Source organism: uncultured Mesonia sp., from assembly GCA_947499595.1.
Lineage (GTDB): Bacteria > Bacteroidota > Bacteroidia > Flavobacteriales > Flavobacteriaceae > Mesonia > Mesonia sediminis.
Genome location: CANMOY010000002.1, coordinates 116,925 through 134,591, shown reverse-complemented (window position 1 = coordinate 134,591; position 17,667 = coordinate 116,925). Strand labels below are relative to the sequence as shown.

At 36.8% G+C, this 17,667-nt stretch carries 18 protein-coding genes; 14 read left to right on the top strand and 4 right to left on the bottom strand.

Going from position 1 to position 17,667, the window contains the following annotated elements:
- From ACH2AZ_RS02815 to ACH2AZ_RS02790, 6 genes are read left to right on the top strand one after another with little or no spacing between them, the layout of a single operon-like run.
- The gene (locus tag ACH2AZ_RS02815) at nucleotides 1–1,272 is read left to right on the top strand and encodes an O-antigen ligase family protein (RefSeq protein WP_394906550.1); all 1,272 of its coding nucleotides are present in this window, start codon (nucleotides 1–3) and stop codon (nucleotides 1,270–1,272) included.
- The gene (locus ACH2AZ_RS02810; protein ID WP_394906549.1) at nucleotides 1,256–2,416 is read left to right on the top strand and encodes a hypothetical protein; all 1,161 of its coding nucleotides are present in this window, start codon (nucleotides 1,256–1,258) and stop codon (nucleotides 2,414–2,416) included. The genes ACH2AZ_RS02815 and ACH2AZ_RS02810 overlap by 17 nt, the downstream gene beginning before the upstream one ends.
- 28 nt (nucleotides 2,417–2,444) lie before the next feature.
- A complete protein-coding gene (locus tag ACH2AZ_RS02805; protein ID WP_394906548.1) occupies nucleotides 2,445–3,200 on the top strand; it encodes a WecB/TagA/CpsF family glycosyltransferase in 756 nt (251 codons plus the stop codon).
- A 3-nt stretch (nucleotides 3,201–3,203) separates the two neighbouring features.
- Nucleotides 3,204–4,619 carry a UDP-glucose 6-dehydrogenase gene (locus tag ACH2AZ_RS02800; RefSeq protein WP_394906547.1) on the top strand — a complete coding sequence of 472 codons (1,416 nt, stop codon included), beginning with the start codon at nucleotides 3,204–3,206 and terminating at the stop codon, nucleotides 4,617–4,619.
- A gap of 23 nt (nucleotides 4,620–4,642) precedes the next feature.
- Nucleotides 4,643–5,635, top strand: a complete 993-nt coding sequence (locus ACH2AZ_RS02795; protein WP_379047314.1) for a UDP-glucuronic acid decarboxylase family protein — start codon at nucleotides 4,643–4,645, stop codon at nucleotides 5,633–5,635.
- An 11-nt stretch (nucleotides 5,636–5,646) separates the two neighbouring features.
- Nucleotides 5,647–6,999 carry an undecaprenyl-phosphate glucose phosphotransferase gene (locus tag ACH2AZ_RS02790; RefSeq protein ID WP_394906546.1) on the top strand — a complete coding sequence of 451 codons (1,353 nt, stop codon included), beginning with the start codon at nucleotides 5,647–5,649 and terminating at the stop codon, nucleotides 6,997–6,999.
- Nucleotides 7,000–7,005: 6 nt separating this feature from the next.
- On the opposite strand, the gene ACH2AZ_RS02785 is transcribed toward ACH2AZ_RS02790, so the two are convergent.
- Together ACH2AZ_RS02785 and ACH2AZ_RS02780 are read right to left on the bottom strand one after the other, a co-directional pair.
- On the bottom strand, nucleotides 7,006–8,172 hold the full coding sequence (locus tag ACH2AZ_RS02785; protein ID WP_394906545.1) for a glycosyltransferase family 4 protein: 1,167 nt from the start codon (nucleotides 8,170–8,172) through the stop codon (nucleotides 7,006–7,008).
- Complete coding sequence (locus ACH2AZ_RS02780; RefSeq protein ID WP_394906544.1) at nucleotides 8,169–9,476, bottom strand: phenylacetate--CoA ligase family protein; 1,308 nt, start codon at nucleotides 9,474–9,476, stop codon at nucleotides 8,169–8,171. Before ACH2AZ_RS02780 ends, ACH2AZ_RS02785 begins: the two co-directional genes overlap by 4 nt.
- A 79-nt stretch (nucleotides 9,477–9,555) precedes the next feature.
- Between ACH2AZ_RS02780 and purD the strand changes: the two genes are divergently transcribed.
- Nucleotides 9,556–10,827: a phosphoribosylamine--glycine ligase gene (gene purD, locus ACH2AZ_RS02775; protein ID WP_394906543.1), complete on the top strand. Its 1,272-nt coding sequence runs from the start codon at nucleotides 9,556–9,558 to the stop codon at nucleotides 10,825–10,827.
- Here the strand turns inward: purD and ACH2AZ_RS02770 are convergent.
- Nucleotides 10,824–11,069: a uracil phosphoribosyltransferase gene (locus ACH2AZ_RS02770; protein WP_379047329.1), complete on the bottom strand. Its 246-nt coding sequence runs from the start codon at nucleotides 11,067–11,069 to the stop codon at nucleotides 10,824–10,826. The genes purD and ACH2AZ_RS02770 overlap by 4 nt on opposite strands.
- 46 nt (nucleotides 11,070–11,115) lie before the next feature.
- Here ACH2AZ_RS02770 and ACH2AZ_RS02765 point away from each other — a divergent pair, with 46 nt between their 5' ends.
- The 7 genes from ACH2AZ_RS02765 to ACH2AZ_RS02735 all read left to right on the top strand — a co-directional run bounded on the left by ACH2AZ_RS02765 (nucleotide 11,116) and on the right by ACH2AZ_RS02735 (nucleotide 16,453).
- Nucleotides 11,116–12,036 carry a DUF6427 family protein gene (locus ACH2AZ_RS02765; protein ID WP_394906542.1) on the top strand — a complete coding sequence of 307 codons (921 nt, stop codon included), beginning with the start codon at nucleotides 11,116–11,118 and terminating at the stop codon, nucleotides 12,034–12,036.
- Nucleotides 12,033–12,668, top strand: a complete 636-nt coding sequence (locus ACH2AZ_RS02760; protein ID WP_394906541.1) for a hypothetical protein — start codon at nucleotides 12,033–12,035, stop codon at nucleotides 12,666–12,668. Before ACH2AZ_RS02765 ends, ACH2AZ_RS02760 begins: the two co-directional genes overlap by 4 nt.
- Nucleotides 12,669–13,229: 561 nt before the next feature.
- Nucleotides 13,230–14,222, top strand: coding sequence for a DNA adenine methylase (locus ACH2AZ_RS02755; RefSeq protein WP_394906540.1), 993 nt, complete (start codon nucleotides 13,230–13,232; stop codon nucleotides 14,220–14,222).
- Between the two features lie 100 nt (nucleotides 14,223–14,322).
- Nucleotides 14,323–14,931 carry a DUF4254 domain-containing protein gene (locus ACH2AZ_RS02750; RefSeq protein WP_394906539.1) on the top strand — a complete coding sequence of 203 codons (609 nt, stop codon included), beginning with the start codon at nucleotides 14,323–14,325 and terminating at the stop codon, nucleotides 14,929–14,931.
- Between the two features lie 48 nt (nucleotides 14,932–14,979).
- On the top strand, nucleotides 14,980–16,023 hold the full coding sequence (locus ACH2AZ_RS02745) for a glycosyltransferase family 9 protein (RefSeq protein WP_394906538.1): 1,044 nt from the start codon (nucleotides 14,980–14,982) through the stop codon (nucleotides 16,021–16,023).
- Nucleotides 16,023–16,199 carry a hypothetical protein gene (locus ACH2AZ_RS02740; RefSeq protein ID WP_394906537.1) on the top strand — a complete coding sequence of 59 codons (177 nt, stop codon included), beginning with the start codon at nucleotides 16,023–16,025 and terminating at the stop codon, nucleotides 16,197–16,199. The genes ACH2AZ_RS02745 and ACH2AZ_RS02740 overlap by 1 nt, the downstream gene beginning before the upstream one ends.
- 29 nt (nucleotides 16,200–16,228) lie before the next feature.
- Nucleotides 16,229–16,453 (top strand): PLDc N-terminal domain-containing protein, encoded by a 225-nt coding sequence (locus ACH2AZ_RS02735; RefSeq protein WP_394906536.1) that lies wholly within the window; start codon nucleotides 16,229–16,231, stop codon nucleotides 16,451–16,453.
- An 85-nt stretch (nucleotides 16,454–16,538) separates the two neighbouring features.
- On the opposite strand, the gene ACH2AZ_RS02730 is transcribed toward ACH2AZ_RS02735, so the two are convergent.
- On the bottom strand, nucleotides 16,539–17,591 hold the full coding sequence (locus tag ACH2AZ_RS02730; RefSeq protein ID WP_394906535.1) for a 2Fe-2S iron-sulfur cluster-binding protein: 1,053 nt from the start codon (nucleotides 17,589–17,591) through the stop codon (nucleotides 16,539–16,541).
- Between the last annotated feature and the right edge of the window lie 76 nt (nucleotides 17,592–17,667).

Below are 17,667 nucleotides of genomic sequence, written 5' to 3'. Positions count from 1 at the left end.
ATGAAGCAAGACAAAAATAAAATATTAAAAGACTTAACATTAATCTGTATCGTCGTAGCCACATTTTTTCTACCTATTAAAACCTCTATAAGTAATATTGGTTTAATTGGTTTGGTGGTCACCACCTTATTGTCGTTTGTATTGCATGGCTTTCAGTTAAAGGGCAAGTTGATCTATTTCTTCTTGTTTTCTCCTATGGTATTTTTTATACCGCTTTTATGGGGAGTAACTTATAGTCCGTTAAAACAAGAAGCTTTTCAGGAAATAAGCAAATATATATTCTTAGGCCTAACGCCATTGTTTTTGTTTAGAAAAGATATACCCCCAAAATTATTCCGAAATTTTGCGGCTTATGGTTTACTTGCCGGTGCATTTATATCAGCTTTAGCTTTAATAGCGATTAATATATATCATTACAGTCAGTCAGATTACCCTTTACACTGGTTGCTCAACCATACATTTACCAACTTCAATTTTACCAAACCTCTTCCTGATATGCATCCTATTTATATGGGTATGTATATGGCTATGGCCCTAAGTATCTTACTTTTTTCTAAAATCAAAATACCGCGCTTACTCAAATTTTTAGGCTTTTTGGTTTTTAGTTTGTGTATAGTTTTTTTGGCTTCGCGTATTATTTATGGTGTATATGCCCTGCTAATTCTTTTGTATCTTATTCATAATCTTTCTTTTAAAACCTTTGCTGCGCTTATTACAGCAGCTGTTATTTTGTTAGCTTTTAGCTTTAGCTTACTGCAAAAAACCTACATCTATCATAAAACAGTTGACGGAACTTTCTGGGAACTTCAAGATAATATTGGCACCTACAATACGGATAACACTTACAAGGTAGATTCTCGTTTTTCTAGATGGAAGGTCGCCCTAGAGCTTATACAAGATAAACCAATTTTGGGATATGGTGGGGGTACAGAAAATGAAGTTTTAATAGAGCAATACACCCAATACAATATGAGTAATTCTTTAGAGCGAGGTTACAACGCTCACAATCAATACATAGGCTATGTATTGCGTTTTGGAATTTTTAGTGTGCTTTTATTGCTTTTATATTTCTTTAAAAACGGTGTATCTGCTTTTAAACACCAAAACCTTTTATTTTTATGCTTTCTCACCATACTATTTTGGTGCTTTATGGTCGAAAATATTTTAGATAGAAATATGGGTATTAATTTTGTCGCCCTTTTCGGGACACTCTTCTATGCAGAATTTTTGGCTAAAGCCGATAAAAAAGAAACGCATGAAAAAGTGGCTTAACCCAGATAAAAGCCAAGTCTTTTTTTGGTTCCTCTTACTTTTTTTAGGAATTGAGGCACTAAACAAATTGTATTATCATATTATCGAGGCTGAGTTTTATCTTCAGAAGCTGGTCAAGTTATTGGCTTTTGCTTTTATGTTTACGAGTTTATTATTTACCCGTACCCAACAACTTTTGGGTATATTTTTACTGGTGCTATGGTTTGTTTTGGGGCAATATTTTTTACCTCAAGCTTTCACTACAATGGCTATAATTGGTTTTGCTCGCTATTTGTTTTTCTTGATTTTATTGCTCTATTTTAAAGATTTAAGGTCTTTTGATAAACATAAAACCCGAAAAATAACAAGCTTCTGGGAGTTCTTTTTATGGCTGAACAACAGTCTTATAGTACTAGGGGCTCTTTTTCAATTAGAATGGTTTAAATCTTATGAAGGCGAGCGCTGGGGCTACAATGGTTTGGTTTGGGCTTCGGCAAATTCAACCTACCTGTATTTAAGCGCTTTGCTTTACTTTGTGTTTTACTATAAAAAGAATTTTTATTACCAACCTCTGTTTTGGTTTACTTTGATCGCTTCTTTGTTAATTGGCACCAAATCGGTTTACTTGGCCGTATTTTTATTCAGTTTGGTGCTATTGATAAACGCAAAGATTAGCAAAAAATGGGTTTTGGGGAGTTTAAGTCTTATCAGTTTGCTTTTTTTGGTTGGAGTATACGTTTTATTCAATTATAGTCTGTTTGCCGAAATCAGCAAAGAAGAGGGCTGGTTAACGGCAGTACTTTCTTATAGAGATGATTTATTACTTACAGAAACCATTCCGTACATTCAAGAAAACTGGCGAAGCCTTCATTATTTTATTGGCGGACTTTCTAATCCGTTGCTGCGACCACAATTAGAATTGATAGACTTATGGCTGTATTTTGGTATTCTAGGAGCGCCCTTGTATTTGTATCTCTTTTTAAGGTATTACTTCAATTTTAAACTAGCCCACCAAGATAAATTATGGTTTGCGGTGCTTTTAGCGGTTCCTTTAATAACAGGTAATTTTTTCTATAATGCCTCTGTACCTATATATTTGTTGTTAATCAAATTAGCTTATTTAAAAACACCCGATAAATTTTCGATTACTGGAGATAAGCCCTAATTTTGACGCTTTTATTTGCATATACCCTATGGCCCAACGCATTCAAATACTCAACACCAAGATAGACAACTTAAGCATGGCAGAAACCTTGCAACGTATAGAGTTGGCTATCGCACATAATAATCCCCTGCATCACACGGTGGTAAATGCAGGGAAAATTGTGGCCATGCAAAAGAATGAGCAGCTGCGAAAAAGCGTAAACGAAGCCGATCTCATCAATGCCGATGGTCAAGCGGTTATCTGGGCAGCAAAACTTTTAAACCAGCCGTTAAAAGAACGGGTGGCTGGCATAGATTTGTTTGATAATTTGGTTAAAATGGCACACCAAAAGAATTATAGTGTTTACTTATTGGGCGCTCAAGAAGAGGTGGTATCCGCTTTAAGCGAAAAATTTAAACAAACCTACAATGCAAACGTGATTGCGGGATATAGAAATGGCTATTTTTCTCAAGAGCAAGAAAAACAAATTGTAGAAGATATCGTTAGCACTAAAGCAAAAATGCTGTTTGTTGCCATTAGCTCTCCCAAAAAAGAGATATTTTTGCATACCCATCGTGAGGCTTTAAAACAAATTCCCTTTATTATGGGGGTAGGCGGTAGTTTTGATGTATTGGCCGGTAAAACCAAAAGAGCTCCTAAATGGATGCAAAAAAGCGGTTTAGAGTGGTTTTACAGGTTTTTGCAAGAACCTAAACGTATGTGGAAACGCTATTTAATTGGCAATTCTAAATTTATTGGCCTGGTGGTAAAGGCTAAATTTAACTTTAATAAAAAGAATTCTTAAGATATGAAGATCAAAAATATTTGCTGTATAGGTGCGGGTTATGTAGGAGGTCCAACTATGGCCGTAATCGCACAAAAATGTCCAGCTATAAAGGTTACCGTAGTAGATATTAATGAACAAAGAATAGCCGCTTGGAATGATGAAGACTTGAGCAAATTGCCGGTATACGAGCCAGGATTAGATGAAATTGTAGCCCAAGCTAGAGGCAAAAACCTCTTTTTTTCTACTCAGGTAGATGAGGCCATCGCTGCCGCGGATATGATTTTTATTTCGGTAAATACCCCTACCAAAACTTATGGTAAAGGTAAAGGTATGGCAGCCGATTTAAAGTATATCGAGCTTTGTGCACGCCAAATTGCTCGCGTAGCTACATCAGATAAAATTGTGGTAGAAAAATCAACCTTACCGGTGAGAACAGCATCGGCTATAAAAAGTATCTTAGATAATACAGGTAACGGTAGCTCGGTTAAGTTTCAAATTTTATCCAACCCAGAATTTTTAGCCGAAGGTACCGCTGTAAGCGATTTATTAAACCCAGATCGTGTGCTCATTGGGGGAGACAATACCACCGATGCGGGTAAAGAAGCCATCGAAGCTTTGGTTGGCGTTTACGGGCAGTGGGTGCCTCAAGAGCGCATCTTAACCACCAACGTATGGTCGTCTGAGCTTTCTAAACTTACCGCCAATGCATTCTTGGCGCAACGCGTTTCTTCTATCAATGCCATGTCTGAGCTTTGCGAAAAGACCGAAGCCGATGTTAATGAAGTGGCACGTGCCATTGGTATGGATTCTCGTATTGGTGCAAAATTCTTAAAAGCCTCAGTAGGTTTTGGCGGGTCTTGCTTTCAAAAAGATATTTTAAACTTGGTTTATATTGCAAAAACCTACGGCTTAAACGAAGTAGCCGATTACTGGGAGCAAGTAATTCTTATGAACGATCATCAAAAAAGAAGGTTTGCCCACAATATCATCAGTACATTATTCAATACGGTATCAGGTAAAAAGATAGCTTTTTTGGGCTGGGCGTTTAAAAAAGATACCAACGATACTAGAGAGTCTGCCGCCATCTATGTAGCCGATGAGCTTCTTAATGAGCAAGCACAAATAGCAGTGTACGACCCCAAGGTGCAAGCCCAGCAAATGTATACCGATTTAGATTACTTAAATACAAGACCTAGTGCCGCTAATCAAGCCGGTTTAACAGTTCATCAAAATCCGTATGAGGCTTGTAAAGACGCCCATGCTATTGCTATTTTAACCGAGTGGGACGAATTTAAAACATACGATTGGCAAAAAATTTATGACCAAATGCAAAAACCTGCTTTTGTATTTGACGGTAGAGGAATTTTAAACCTTGAAGAATTAGAAAAAATTGGTTTTGTATGCTACCAGATAGGGAGTAGCGCGAAACAATTATAAAATAGACTTTTAAGCAAACAATTATGCCAAAGCAAAGAGTATTAATTACCGGTGCAGCTGGATTTTTAGGTTCGCATTTATGCGATAAATTTATCCAAGAAGACTTTCACGTCATAGCAATGGATAACTTGATTACTGGCGATCTAAAGAATATAGAACACCTGTTTCATTTAGAGCAATTTGAGTTTTATCATCACGATGTTACCAAGTTTGTGCACGTTCCAGGAAACTTAGATTATATTTTACACTTTGCTAGTCCGGCTAGCCCCATAGATTACCTTAAAATTCCCATACAAACCCTTAAAGTAGGTTCTTTGGGTACGCATAATTTATTAGGCTTAGCCAAAGAGAAAAAAGCAAGAATATTAATTGCCAGTACCTCAGAAGTTTATGGCGACCCGTTGGTACATCCGCAAAACGAGTCATATTATGGTAATGTTAGCACCATTGGTCCGCGCGGGGTGTATGATGAAGCCAAGCGTTTTCAAGAGTCAATCACAATGGCTTATCACCGTTTTCACGGATTAGAAACGCGTATTGTAAGAATATTTAATACCTATGGTCCGCGAATGCGACTCAACGATGGTAGAGTAATTCCTGCTTTTATTGGTCAAGCCCTACGAGGAGAAGATCTCACTGTTTTTGGCGATGGTTCGCAAACGCGTTCTTTTTGCTATGTAAGCGATCAAATAGAAGGAATTTATAGGTTGTTGCTAAGCGATTATGTGTATCCGGTTAATATTGGTAACCCGCACGAAATAAGCATTAAAGATTTTGCCGAAGAGATTATAAAACTCACAGGCACTAAACAAAAGGTAATTTATAAAGAATTACCTCAAGATGATCCCATGCAACGCCAACCCGATATAAGCTGTGCGAAGAAAATATTAGGTTGGGAACCACAGGTAAACCGAGCCGAAGGAATGAAGATTACCTATGATTTCTTTAAAGGCTTGTCTCAAGATGAACTCACTAAAAAAGAACACAAAGATTTTGCTAAACATATTCGTAAATAAAAGCATAGAAAATGCATAAAAAGCAAGGCAGATATTCACCTTATTTAAGGCCGCTAACCTATATTATCGATATAGGGCTTATTTTGGTCTTTGCCTTGATTTTTAAATTTCAAGCGATTGATTTTTTAAACTTTACGCTTTTTGTTTCGGTGGGGTGGCTGCTATTATCTGTAAATACAGGTTTTTATGAAGTCTACCGTTTTACAAAGGGTTTTCGAATACTCTCCAAATCATTGGTGCAAATTGGTTTATTTTCTCTAATTGTTTTTTCCTTTTTTGGTTTTTTTGAAGACCTTTCCAGACCAAGAATGATAATTTTTGAGTATCTAGCTTGCTTATATATAAGTATCATAAGCGTAAAATTACTGGTTTTTTACTTGCTTAAACGTTACCGAAAATTTTTAGGTGGCAATTATAGAACCACTGTAATTCTTGGTAAAAATAAGCATACACAAGCCTTAAAGAAATTCTTTACATCCAATCCTTCTTATGGCTACCATTGTAAAGGGCTGCTAGCTATTCAAGAAAAAGACAACTCGTTTGAAGAATGTTTAAAATTTATTATCGACAATAAGATCGATGAGATTTACTGTTCGGTAACCTCTTTAAGTAATCAACAAATCAATGAGTTGATAGATTTTGCCGATAACAATTTAAAACAGCTAAAATTTTTACCCGATAATAAAGACGTTTATACCCGTCAATTAAAAATGGATTATTATGGGTATTTGCCCATCCTGTCATTACGGGACATTCCATTACAAGAACCCTTTAACCAGCTTTTAAAACGTATTTTCGATATTGTTTTTTCTCTTTTCGTAATCGTTTTTTTACTGTCTTGGTTAACCCCTATTTTAGCCATTTTTATCAAGTTAGGCTCAAAAGGGCCAGTGTTTTTTAGGCAAAAACGTAACGGACTTAACTATAAAGAGTTTAACTGTTATAAATTCAGGTCGATGCGTGAAAATCCGCAAGCCGATTTACATCAGGTAAAACGCGGTGATAAACGCATTACGAAAATGGGTAAGTTTTTACGAAAAACCAGTATGGATGAATTGCCTCAGTTTTACAATGTGCTTTTAGGCGATATGTCTGTAGTGGGACCACGTCCTCACATGGTGAGCCATACGCATATGTATGCAGAACGAATAGACAAGTTTATGGTGAGACACTTTATAAAGCCAGGAATAACGGGCTTGGCCCAAACCAGTGGTTTTAGAGGTGAAGTAGAAACCGAGAACGATATCATTAACCGTGTGCGATATGATATTTTTTATCTAGAAAATTGGTCGCTTTTATTAGATCTTAAAATCATTTTTCAAACGGTATATAACGCTATTCGGGGGGAAGATAAAGCCTACTAAATAAGCTTATAATAGTTGAACTAGCGCATCCAGTTGAAGGTCTAGGTTAAAATGTTGAGCGGCGCTTTCGCGGATTTTTTCACTCATTTGTTTAAGCTCATCTTTTTTTAAATCTACAAGCAAACGATTTAAAGTTTCAAAGTTTCCTGGCTCAACCACATATCCCAATTGATAGTCCTGCACTACTTGCTCTCCTTCGCCACCTGCAAAATAAAGCATAGGTAGACCGCCTAAGGCCATTTCATAAATTTTGCTAGGTGTAGAACCATAAATGGCACGGGTAAGCGGTACAATAGCTAAATCAAAAGTGCCAAGTTTTTCTAACAAAAGCTGGCGAGATACCTCACCGTGATAAAAGATAGGTTTGTCGCTATTTATTAAATAATCTTGCAAAGCCTGCTGCTCTGCACCGGCACCATAAATATGCAATTCGTGATTACCCAGCTCAATATTTTTGCAAAGTTTTACAATCCCTTGTGCAATCCCCAGCAATCCTGCGTAAACAAGTTTTATGGGTTGTTCGACATCTGATTCATCGCTATCAAAATTCAACCGACTAGCTTGTGGTAAATTGCGGTATAAAAAGGTTTGCTGTTTGGGGTTTACCTCAAGCACTCGCGCAATAATTTCTTTCGATTGCCCTAAAACCAGGTGCGCTTTCTTGTAAATATAGCGCTCTAAACGCTCTAGTAATGTATACATTCGGCCTTTTTGTAGAGCATCCAATTCTAGACCTGCACTAGGCCAGAGATCAGAAACATTTAAAATCAATTTGCGTTTGTTCCGGTTAAAGAAAAACAATGCCGATGCCGATAGAATCAGCGGCGGACTTTGAATAATAATTTTTTGAGCAAACTTTCCTGAATGTAGAAACCTATAAACTCCTAAGCTAAATGAAAAAGAAAGCATAGCGAAAAGCCGTTTAAACTTTTGATTGGAATTGCTCGGGAAAATATACAATCGGGTAACGTGTATACCTTCATAATGCTCGGTGTGCATTAATTTTCCTCTATAACCTGCAAAGATTCTACCTTTTGGATAATTAGGAAGCGGACAAATAACTCGTACAGAATAGCCCCTTTGCTGAAGCCCGAGAGCCAGTTGAGCTATCCGATTGGAAGCCGCACCAGTTTCTGGCGGAAAATAATTGGTGATAAGGGTTATTGCTTTCATACCAAAGATTCAAATTGCTTTAATTTGCCGCTTTTTTTTCGTTTTAAGAATTTTACGCGTTTTAAATTAAGGCGGAGTCCTTTTTCCAAGTATTTTTCGACGGCTTGCTTGATTTGATTTTGTTTCTCAATAGAAATATCCGCAACAGCGGCATAGGTAATTTCAAAGGTATCGGGCTGGGTTTGCTGTATAACAAATTCCTTTACATTGGTATCGTCTTCAATTATACTTTTGGTTACATAATAAAATGTGAGTCCGGGTACCACTTTACCACTTGGCAAACGGGCAATATCATTTGTTCGTCCTACAAGACGTTCTAAATAAGCTTTTTTAGCATTGCTATTTGGTGAAAGCACACCAATATCGCCTAAATCGTACCTGATGAACGGATGGGCCTTATTGAATAATGAACTTACGATAATGCGACCTTCTTGGCCTGGAGGTAAAATGGCACCATTTTCATCTACAATTTCAACATACAGGGTTTCGGTGTTTAACACCCATTGTGTCTCCTGGTTTTGAAAAGCTATTAAATCGAGTTCGCTAGCACCATATTCGTTCACTACGGGTACACCAAATTGATTCTCCAGTAATTGCTTGGTTTCGGGAAAAAGCATTTCACTGGTAACAATGCACACTTTTAAACTGGGACAAACCTTTTTTAATACGATATTTTTTTTTGCTAGGTATTTTGCAAAAAGCTCGATAGAGCTGGTATAACCGTTAATATAATCAAATGCTTTGCTATAAAACTTTGCAAGAAATTCAGCAAGCTTTTCATCGTTTAAATCGAAAATAGGAAAGCGGTAGCGATTGGCGAACTTGTCTTTAATCCGTTCTTTATAATATCCCATTTTCTCCAAAGGAATGCCGTAAAAACGGGCTTGTAACGATGTATTAAAATCTAGGCCAAACCAACCAAAACGATTAAAAATCACTGCCCATGTCATAGCATGACAAAATTTATCTTTAGCAAAAACAAAGGGATGACCACTAGATCCTGAGGTTTTATTGATATACACGTTTTTAGTGGTATAAGCTGTACTAAGTCGCTCTTTTAGTGGGCGCTGTAAATCGGCTTTGGTTAAAATAGGTATGTCTTCCCATTGATTTATTTTGTGCTGAGCAGTGTGTTCTTGATAAAAAGGAGTATGTTGTAGATGATACTTTAAAATAGCTTGTTTTTGCTTTTCAAGAAATGATTCGTAATTTTCTTCTGGTATAGACTGAATATAATTTAAGTGTTTTTGAGCCTGCTCAATTGGAAATCCTTTAACTTTTAATATGGCGTCAAACCAGTTCAAACTACTTATTTTTTAGAAAAACATTAGGGCGTCAATTTACAAACAATTATTTTTGATGCCACACACAAAAACAAACAAAATGAATATTTTAATAATTGGTTCTGGAGGAAGAGAGCACGCGTTTGCATATCAAATAGCAAAAAGCAAATTATGCGATAAACTATACGTGGCACCAGGAAACGCCGGAACAGCCGAAATTGCTACCAATGTTGCCTTAAATGTAAATGATTTTGAGGCGGTTAAAGATTTGGTTTTAAGTAAAGACATTCAGTTGGTCGTTGTTGGACCAGAAGACCCGTTGGTGAATGGTATTTATGACTTCTTTAAAGAAGATACGGCTTTGCGCGATATTCTTTTTGTGGGGCCGTCAAAAAAAGGAGCTCTATTGGAGGGGAGTAAAGAACGAGCCAAAGAGTTTATGGCTATGCATAATATACCCACCGCAGCTTACCAAAGCTTTACAAGTGAAAGCCTGGAAGCAGGGAAGCAGTTTTTAACCGAATTAGATGCGCCCTATGTTTTAAAAGCAGATGGATTAGCGGCTGGTAAGGGAGTGTTGATTTTAGACGATTTGCAAGACGCTCAAGATGAACTAGAGAATATGTTAAGTGGTAAGTTTGGGCAAGCTAGTGAAACCGTGGTTATCGAAGAATTTCTGTCGGGAATAGAGTTAAGTGTGTTTGTTTTGACAGATGGTAAAGATTATAAAATATTGCCTACTGCAAAAGATTATAAGCGTATTGGAGAAGGAGATACTGGTCTTAATACCGGGGGCATGGGAGCTATTTCTCCTGTTCCTTTTGCCGATGATGCTTTTATGCAAAAAATAGAAGAGCGTATTGTTAAACCAACCGTAGAAGGTATTAAGAAAGAAAACATAGCCTATACAGGTTTTATTTTTATAGGACTAATAAAAGTAGGAGATGAGCCTTATGTAATTGAATATAATGTACGTATGGGTGACCCCGAAACCGAAGTGGTACTCCCCCGAATAAACACAGATCTTGTTGAGTTGCTGCAAGCTGCCGCTAAGCAAGAATTAAAAGATATTGAATTAGAGGTGAACCCAGATACAGCAGCTACGGTTATGCTGGTTTCAGGTGGGTATCCCGAAGCTTATGAAAAAGGAAAAGTAATTACAGGAATTGATGAGGTAAAGGAATCAATTGTATTTCACGCCGGCACTAAAATGAGCAAAGATGAACTGCAAACCAATGGTGGCCGCGTGATCGCTTTAACTTCATTTGGAGAGAACTTTAATGCAGCACTAAAAAAATCTTACCAAAGTGCACAAAAACTACACTTTGATAAGATGTATTATAGAAAAGATTTAGGGAAAGACCTCAATTAATATTGAGCGTCTTTTCCTAAAAAAGAATGCGCTTTAACGCTGCGGTCTTCGGTATCATTTTGGTTAAATTTCTTTAATTGCATCATCCAGTAACCAAAGGCCACGGCGGCTATAAGCATAAATAACCAGTTTACTCCATTCGCTAAAAACCAATTTTCTAATTCTAAATCGGCTAAAGCATAAAAAGGAAGAAACAATACGTCTTCAAATAAAGAAGCTATAAATTGAAAAAAATCTTTCATCGTAAAAATTGTTGTATTACTTTATACAAAAGTACTAAAATTAGCCATGTTAACAAGCTTTTTTAAAAATTCTAAACCTATAAACTTTCTGGTTTTATTGGTGTTGCTTTTGGTGCAATATTTGGCAGTTCAAAAAATTGAAGTAGAGGGTAGCCAAACCTGGCTGAACTATTTATTGCCAGTAGTTGGTTTTTTAGGGTTGGTAGTTGCTTTTTTATACCTGAATGCAGTGGTGAAAACCAAAGCATTTGCACAAAAGAACACCTACGCCGTGCTTATTTTTGTACTTGGTATAATCTGTTTTTACCCCATCTTTAACGATCATCAAGCTTTGATAGCTTATGGTTTTTGGATGATTGCTTTACGTATTTTATTTGGTATGCAAGATGTGCAGCATTTTGGTAAAAAGCTATTTGACCTTTCATTTTTTCTAGTTATTGCGGCAACTTTTAATCCACAGCTTTATGTTTATTTACTTTTTGCTTATTTGAGTATTCTGTTTTTTAGTCCGAATCAAATTACCCATTATTTTATTCCAATCTTGGCTTGCTTAGCGGTCTGGCTAATTGTATTGGCCATTTCTTTGTTGGGGTATGATGATACCCGATTGCTATTGTGGCCGGAATGGACCATCAATTTTGATTGGAATAATGATTTAAACTTTATCTTTCCACTAGGTTTGATGGGTTTTTTACTATTGCTAGGATTTTTTGGTCTGCTGGCTGCCATACAGAAGAGTCAGAGTAGCCAAAAAATATATTATCGATTGGTCTTATTGCTTTTGATGTTTGGTGGATTTATAGCGGTTTTCCAAGAGCAATTTCTTATCCAGAATTTTATCTACTTGTTTTTACCCTTGGTTTTAATGGCATCAATTTGGGTTACCCAAACAAAAACCAAGTGGAAAAGTGAAAGTGTGCTCCTTTTTTTAACTATATTAGGCTTGGCTTATAATTTCTTTATATGATCGACGAGGCTTTCGTTGCTGAGCAGTTAAAAAATCGATGGGATTACCCCTACCAGTGGTTACGAAAACAAAATGACCAGTGGGACGCCATGACCAATTTTATTTATAAAACACCAGTTTGGCAGGAGCTTATAGAGCTTATAAAGCTTAGTGTAGACGCTTATGAGGTGGATAAGCGCGAGTTGTTTTACTACGCCGCTAATCGTTGGTATAATTTCTGGAGTGCAATGCTAGTAGAACGCTTATTTTGCCAATCAGAATTTGTAGTTCCAGCATTAAATCACAAAAACAGATTGGTCGATTTTAGCCTTTACGGAATAGATTTTGACCACAAAACCAGTATTTTCCCTAAAAAATACAAACCTACCTTGTATTACGCCCAAAAGCATAAAGCAGATTTAATTTATTGGCTGTACCAAAATCAAAGTCAGCAGCAGCGAAAACATCTTGCCAACCGATTGTTTATAGTAGTGCATAATCAAGATGGTGAACACTGGAAACTCAAAGCTGATTTACCTAAACTTAAAAAAGCAGTTTTTAAGTACTTAAGTACATTTTCAAAAGAGAACTTAGTATTGGTAGACCTGGAAAACCATACAGCTTGGTCAGATATTATTTGGGTTACGGAATAAACTATCCCATAGGGTAGAGCCAAATAGGTAGATTGTAGCGCTTACCGAATTTAGTTTTACAGCGAGTAACCTGCCAACCCTTACCATAGTAATGCTGTTTTCTTACTAGCAAAAAAATATCTGAAGCATCTGTATTACTACTTTAGTGTTTAAATATACATACTCCCAGTCAAACCAATACTAAAGCCGTACTGGCTCAAGGCTCATTCTATATTGAATCTATGGTGAATGTACCTTTCTCCACTATTTAGTGGACTCATGGTAGACTCACTGTGGACTCACTGTGGACTCAGTACGGGTTTTCTTAGTGGTTGATATGTTGTCTGCTGGCTTTAAATATCCAGCAAAATAGCAACCATACCATTATTTGGTAATTCAAGCAGTTTCCTCAAACAATAAATGGTAAAAATTCTATTTGAAGAAAATAGTTCGGCTACAATAGGTATATAATAAGATTCCGAATTTGAACTAGGTTGGGCATTAAGATTAAACAAAACAAATTTTGGTTTAAACCCAAGTTTTAGAATTGATCGGGTATTTTTGCATTTAAATTTTTGATGCGTGAATTACATCGGTTCTAAAAATAGACTCTCTGCTTGGATAGTAGAGCAGGTCAAAAATACAGTTGAAGGTCCAATAGATGATATGATACTCTGCGATTTGTTTGCGGGTACAGGAAGGGTAGGACGTAGCTTTAAACCTTTGGTAAAACAAATTATTGCCAATGATGTAGAATATTACAGCTATGTTTTGTTGCAAAATTATATTGGCAACCATCAAGAAATTCCGCGAAAGCGTGAACTAATTGAAAGCTTACAGCAGGCGACTCCAGTAAATGGATTTATTGCCGAAGAATATGGAGAAAGTGGTTCGGGTAATCGGTTGTTTTTTACGCAGTCAAACGCACAAAAAATAGATGGTATGCGGCTGCAACTTCAGCAATTAGAGTCGCAATTAGATGCTTCTACCTATTTCTTTTTACTAGCGAGTTTGCTAGAAAGTGCAGATAAAGTAGCCAATACGGCATCGGTGTATGGTGCTTTTCTCAAAAAAATTAAAAAATCGGCTGCCAAGCCTTTGGTTTTAGAACCAGCAGATTTTGATAAAACAACCTGGCAACATCAGGTATTTCAAGAAGATGCCAATGTTTTGATTAAGCGAATTTCTGGCGATATTTTGTATTTAGATCCGCCTTATAATGCGCGGCAATATGGGGCCAATTACCACTTGCTTAACACCATTGCTCGCTATGATCGCTTTGAGCCGAAAGGCAAGACCGGGCTACGAGAATACTACAAATCGAACTACTGTAAGAAATCAAAGGTAGCGGAAGAGTTTGAAGCCTTAATAGCACAAGCCAACTTCAACTACATCTTTTTAAGTTATAATAATGAAGGCCTTATGCCCAGCGATCAGGTAAAAGAGATTATGCAAAAGTACGGGACCTATCGTTTGGTAGCTAAACAATACCAACGCTTTAAAGCCGATAAAACGCAAAACAGAAATCATAAAGCTACCGCAACAGAAGAATACCTGCATATTTTGATAAAATAAATCCTGATAAATTGGCGGTAGGGGCTTTTCATTAAAATAGCAGTAGGTTTGTTAAATATTGCGTATTTTTGCGCTTTTAATTAAAGTAAAAACTTAGAATATGTTTTCAGACAAAGCCAACGCTATTTTTCAGGAAGTTATAGAGAAATACCACGAGATAAATACTGTAGATCAACCATTTGCCAACCCATATGATGAAAAAGAGGATTTGCTAGCGCACTTGTTATACCGCAAATGTTGGATAGATACGGTACAGTGGCATTATGAAGACATTATTCGCGATCCGGAAATTGACCCCGTTTCTGCCTTAAAACTAAAAAGACAAATAGATGCCTCTAACCAAGATCGTACCGATATGGTAGAGTATATCGATTCTTACTTCTTAGAAAAATACAAGGAAGTAACCCCTAAACAAGATGCCACGATTAATACCGAGAGTCCGGCTTGGGGTGTAGATCGCTTGTCTATTTTAGCCTTAAAAATTTATCATATGAATGAGGAAGCCAATCGTACAGACGCTTCACAAGAGCATCAAATGGCTTGTAAGGCAAAATTAGATGTGCTTTTAGAGCAACGCGTAGATTTGTCTACAGCCATTAACCAACTTTTGTCTGATATTGAAAAAGGCGACAAGTATATGAAAGTATACAAGCAAATGAAAATGTACAATGACGAGGAGTTAAATCCAGTCTTGCGCGGTAAAAAGTAAGCCTGCAATGCCGTTTTCACGGATTTAATCAGTTCCACAAAAAATATTTTGAGCAATAAAAAGCACATATTGGTTTTGCGGCTGTCGGCCATGGGAGATGTTGCTATGAGCGTGCCGGTTTTGGGTAGATTGCTGCAGCAGTACCCAGAGGTAAGACTTAGCGTGGTTACTAAAAGCTTTTTTGCCCCAATTTTTAATCAGTTGCCGCGTACACAAGTTATTGCGGCAAAAGTTAAGCAAGAGCACAAAGGAATTTTAGGTTTGAGGCGTTTGGCTAAGCAGTTAAAAGAGCTTAAGCCTTATGCTGTAGCCGATTTACACCAAGTATTGCGAACGCAGATTATAGGTTTTTTTTTAAAAACTTACGGAATAAAAGTAGCTAGAATTGACAAAGGCAGGGCAGAGAAGAAAAAGCTAACCCAACACCAAGAAAAACAGATTAAGCCCCTAAAAACAACGCATCAGCGTTATGCCGATGTATTTGCTGATTTGGGTTTCCCTATCGACTTAAATACCGATTTAAAAGTAATAAAACCAAGTCTATCTGCTGCTGCACAAGAATATTTCAGCGAAAGCGATAAAAAGGTGATTGGTGTGGCTCCCTTTGCAGCTCACGAGGCCAAGATGTACCCTATACATTTAATGCGTGAATTATTGCTTAAAATAGCAAAAACCAATCGGTTTAGCCTTTTGCTTTTTGGAGGAGGTAAAAAGGAAATTGAGCAACTAGACCAATGGGAAAAAGAAATACCAAACACGATTAACTTAGCTGGAAAACATTCTTTTACCGAGGAGTTGGCTATTATAGCGCATTTAGATGCTATGCTTGCGATGGATAGTGGTAATGGTCATTTAGCGGCGCTCTATCAAGTGCCAGTAATCACGCTTTGGGGCGCTACTCATCCTTTCGCAGGATTTGCACCATTTAGACAAACTGAGCAACTCCAGTTTACCCCTAGCTTAAAAAAGTATCCGCTCTTGCCTACATCTATTTACGGAAATAAAATATTGCCGGGCTATGAGCAAGTCATGCACGATATTGATCAAAACCAATTAATTAAAACACTGCAACAAGTGGTAAAGCTAAACTAATGGATTTTTCAAACCCGATTTTAACCTATCTAATACTTGGCATTTCTGTACTTTATATCGCCTTTAATCTTTGGCGTTATAAAGAATTAGATGCCAATCAAAAACGACGCTTGGCCATCATAAGCGTAGTATTTGTTCTCTATGTAATTGCGAAATTTTATCGTGTTTTACTCTAATAATGTATGTTGATATTTTAAAATAAACAATGATGAATATAATTTCTTCAACAACAATTTCACTTTTTTTACTTTTCTATGTACTCTGTCTTGGAGTTAGTTTATTTTTTATTCTTAAAAACGAAAAGAATAGTATTGCTAAAGTACTTTGGGTTTTGGTGGCGCTGATGTTTCCTGTTTTAGGAAGCCTTATTTATTTTGGTAATATGGCTTTAAATAAGAAGGCTAAACCCCTTGAAGCGTATAAGCGGTAAGATGAACACCGAACACCAATTTGAATCATAAAAAATAGGCTACCTAAAAGAAGGTAGCCTATTTTTTATGATTTAATTACCACTATTAAACATCATCAAAATCTATAATGATTTTGGCTGTGGTAGGGTGGGCTTGACAAGTTAAGGTAAGGCCTTCTTCGATTTCTTCATCGGTGAGAATTTGATTTTTCATCATTTCTGCCTTTCCTTCTTTTATTCGTGCGATGCAACTACTACAAATTCCACCTTGGCAAGAATAAGGCGCATCGATATCTTCATCTAAAGCGGCATCGAGAATACTTTCTTTTTGGTCCATTTCAAACTCAAACTCCTCATCATCTACAATAACCTTTATTTTGGTTTTACCTTCTAAGTTGGCTTCAATTTCTCCGGTTTGGCTGGAGGTAAAGAGTTCAAAATGAATGCTTTCTTCTTCAATTTCATGCTCTAGCAATACGCCTTTGACCAAATCGATCATGGGCTCGGGACCGCACAAATAAATATCTTTAAACTGGTGGTTTTTAAATTTGTTATTCAGCACGAAATTTACGGTACTGCGTTCTATTCGGCCAAAAAATGAATCTTTGTCTTTGGCTTGACTGTAAACAAACTCGATAAAAACCCGATCGGGGAATTCTTGCTGAATGGCCAATAACTCTTTAAAATAGATGGTTTCTTGCGGGGTTTTATTCCCGTAAACCAACACAAACTTACTGTGAGCTTCTTTTTTAAGTACACTCTTTAAAATAGAAATAACGGGAGTAATTCCGCTTCCAGCGACAAAAGCAGCATACTCGTTTGGTTTATCATCGGTAGGAGGGTGGTATACAAATTTACCTTCTGGCGGAAAAACATCTAACACATCACCTTCTTGAAGTTCTCTGTTGGCATAGGTAGAAAATAAACCGCCGGCTACTTCTTTAACACTCACCTTAATATAATCTCTCCCGGGCACAGAGGCAATAGAGTAGGACCTTCTTATTTCTTGTCCATCAAACTCTTTTTTTATGGTGATGTATTGCCCCGATTCAAAGTAAAAAACATTTTTTAAGGCTTCAGGAATCTCAAAAACAAGACTCACGGCTCGGGGTGTTTCTCTAATGATTTCTTTTACAGGTAGCGAATGAAAGTTTTTCACGGTATTCTATTTTTTCCGTAAAAATACAATATACATTGGCTTAATAAACCTAAAGCAATCAAAATTTTATACCTAA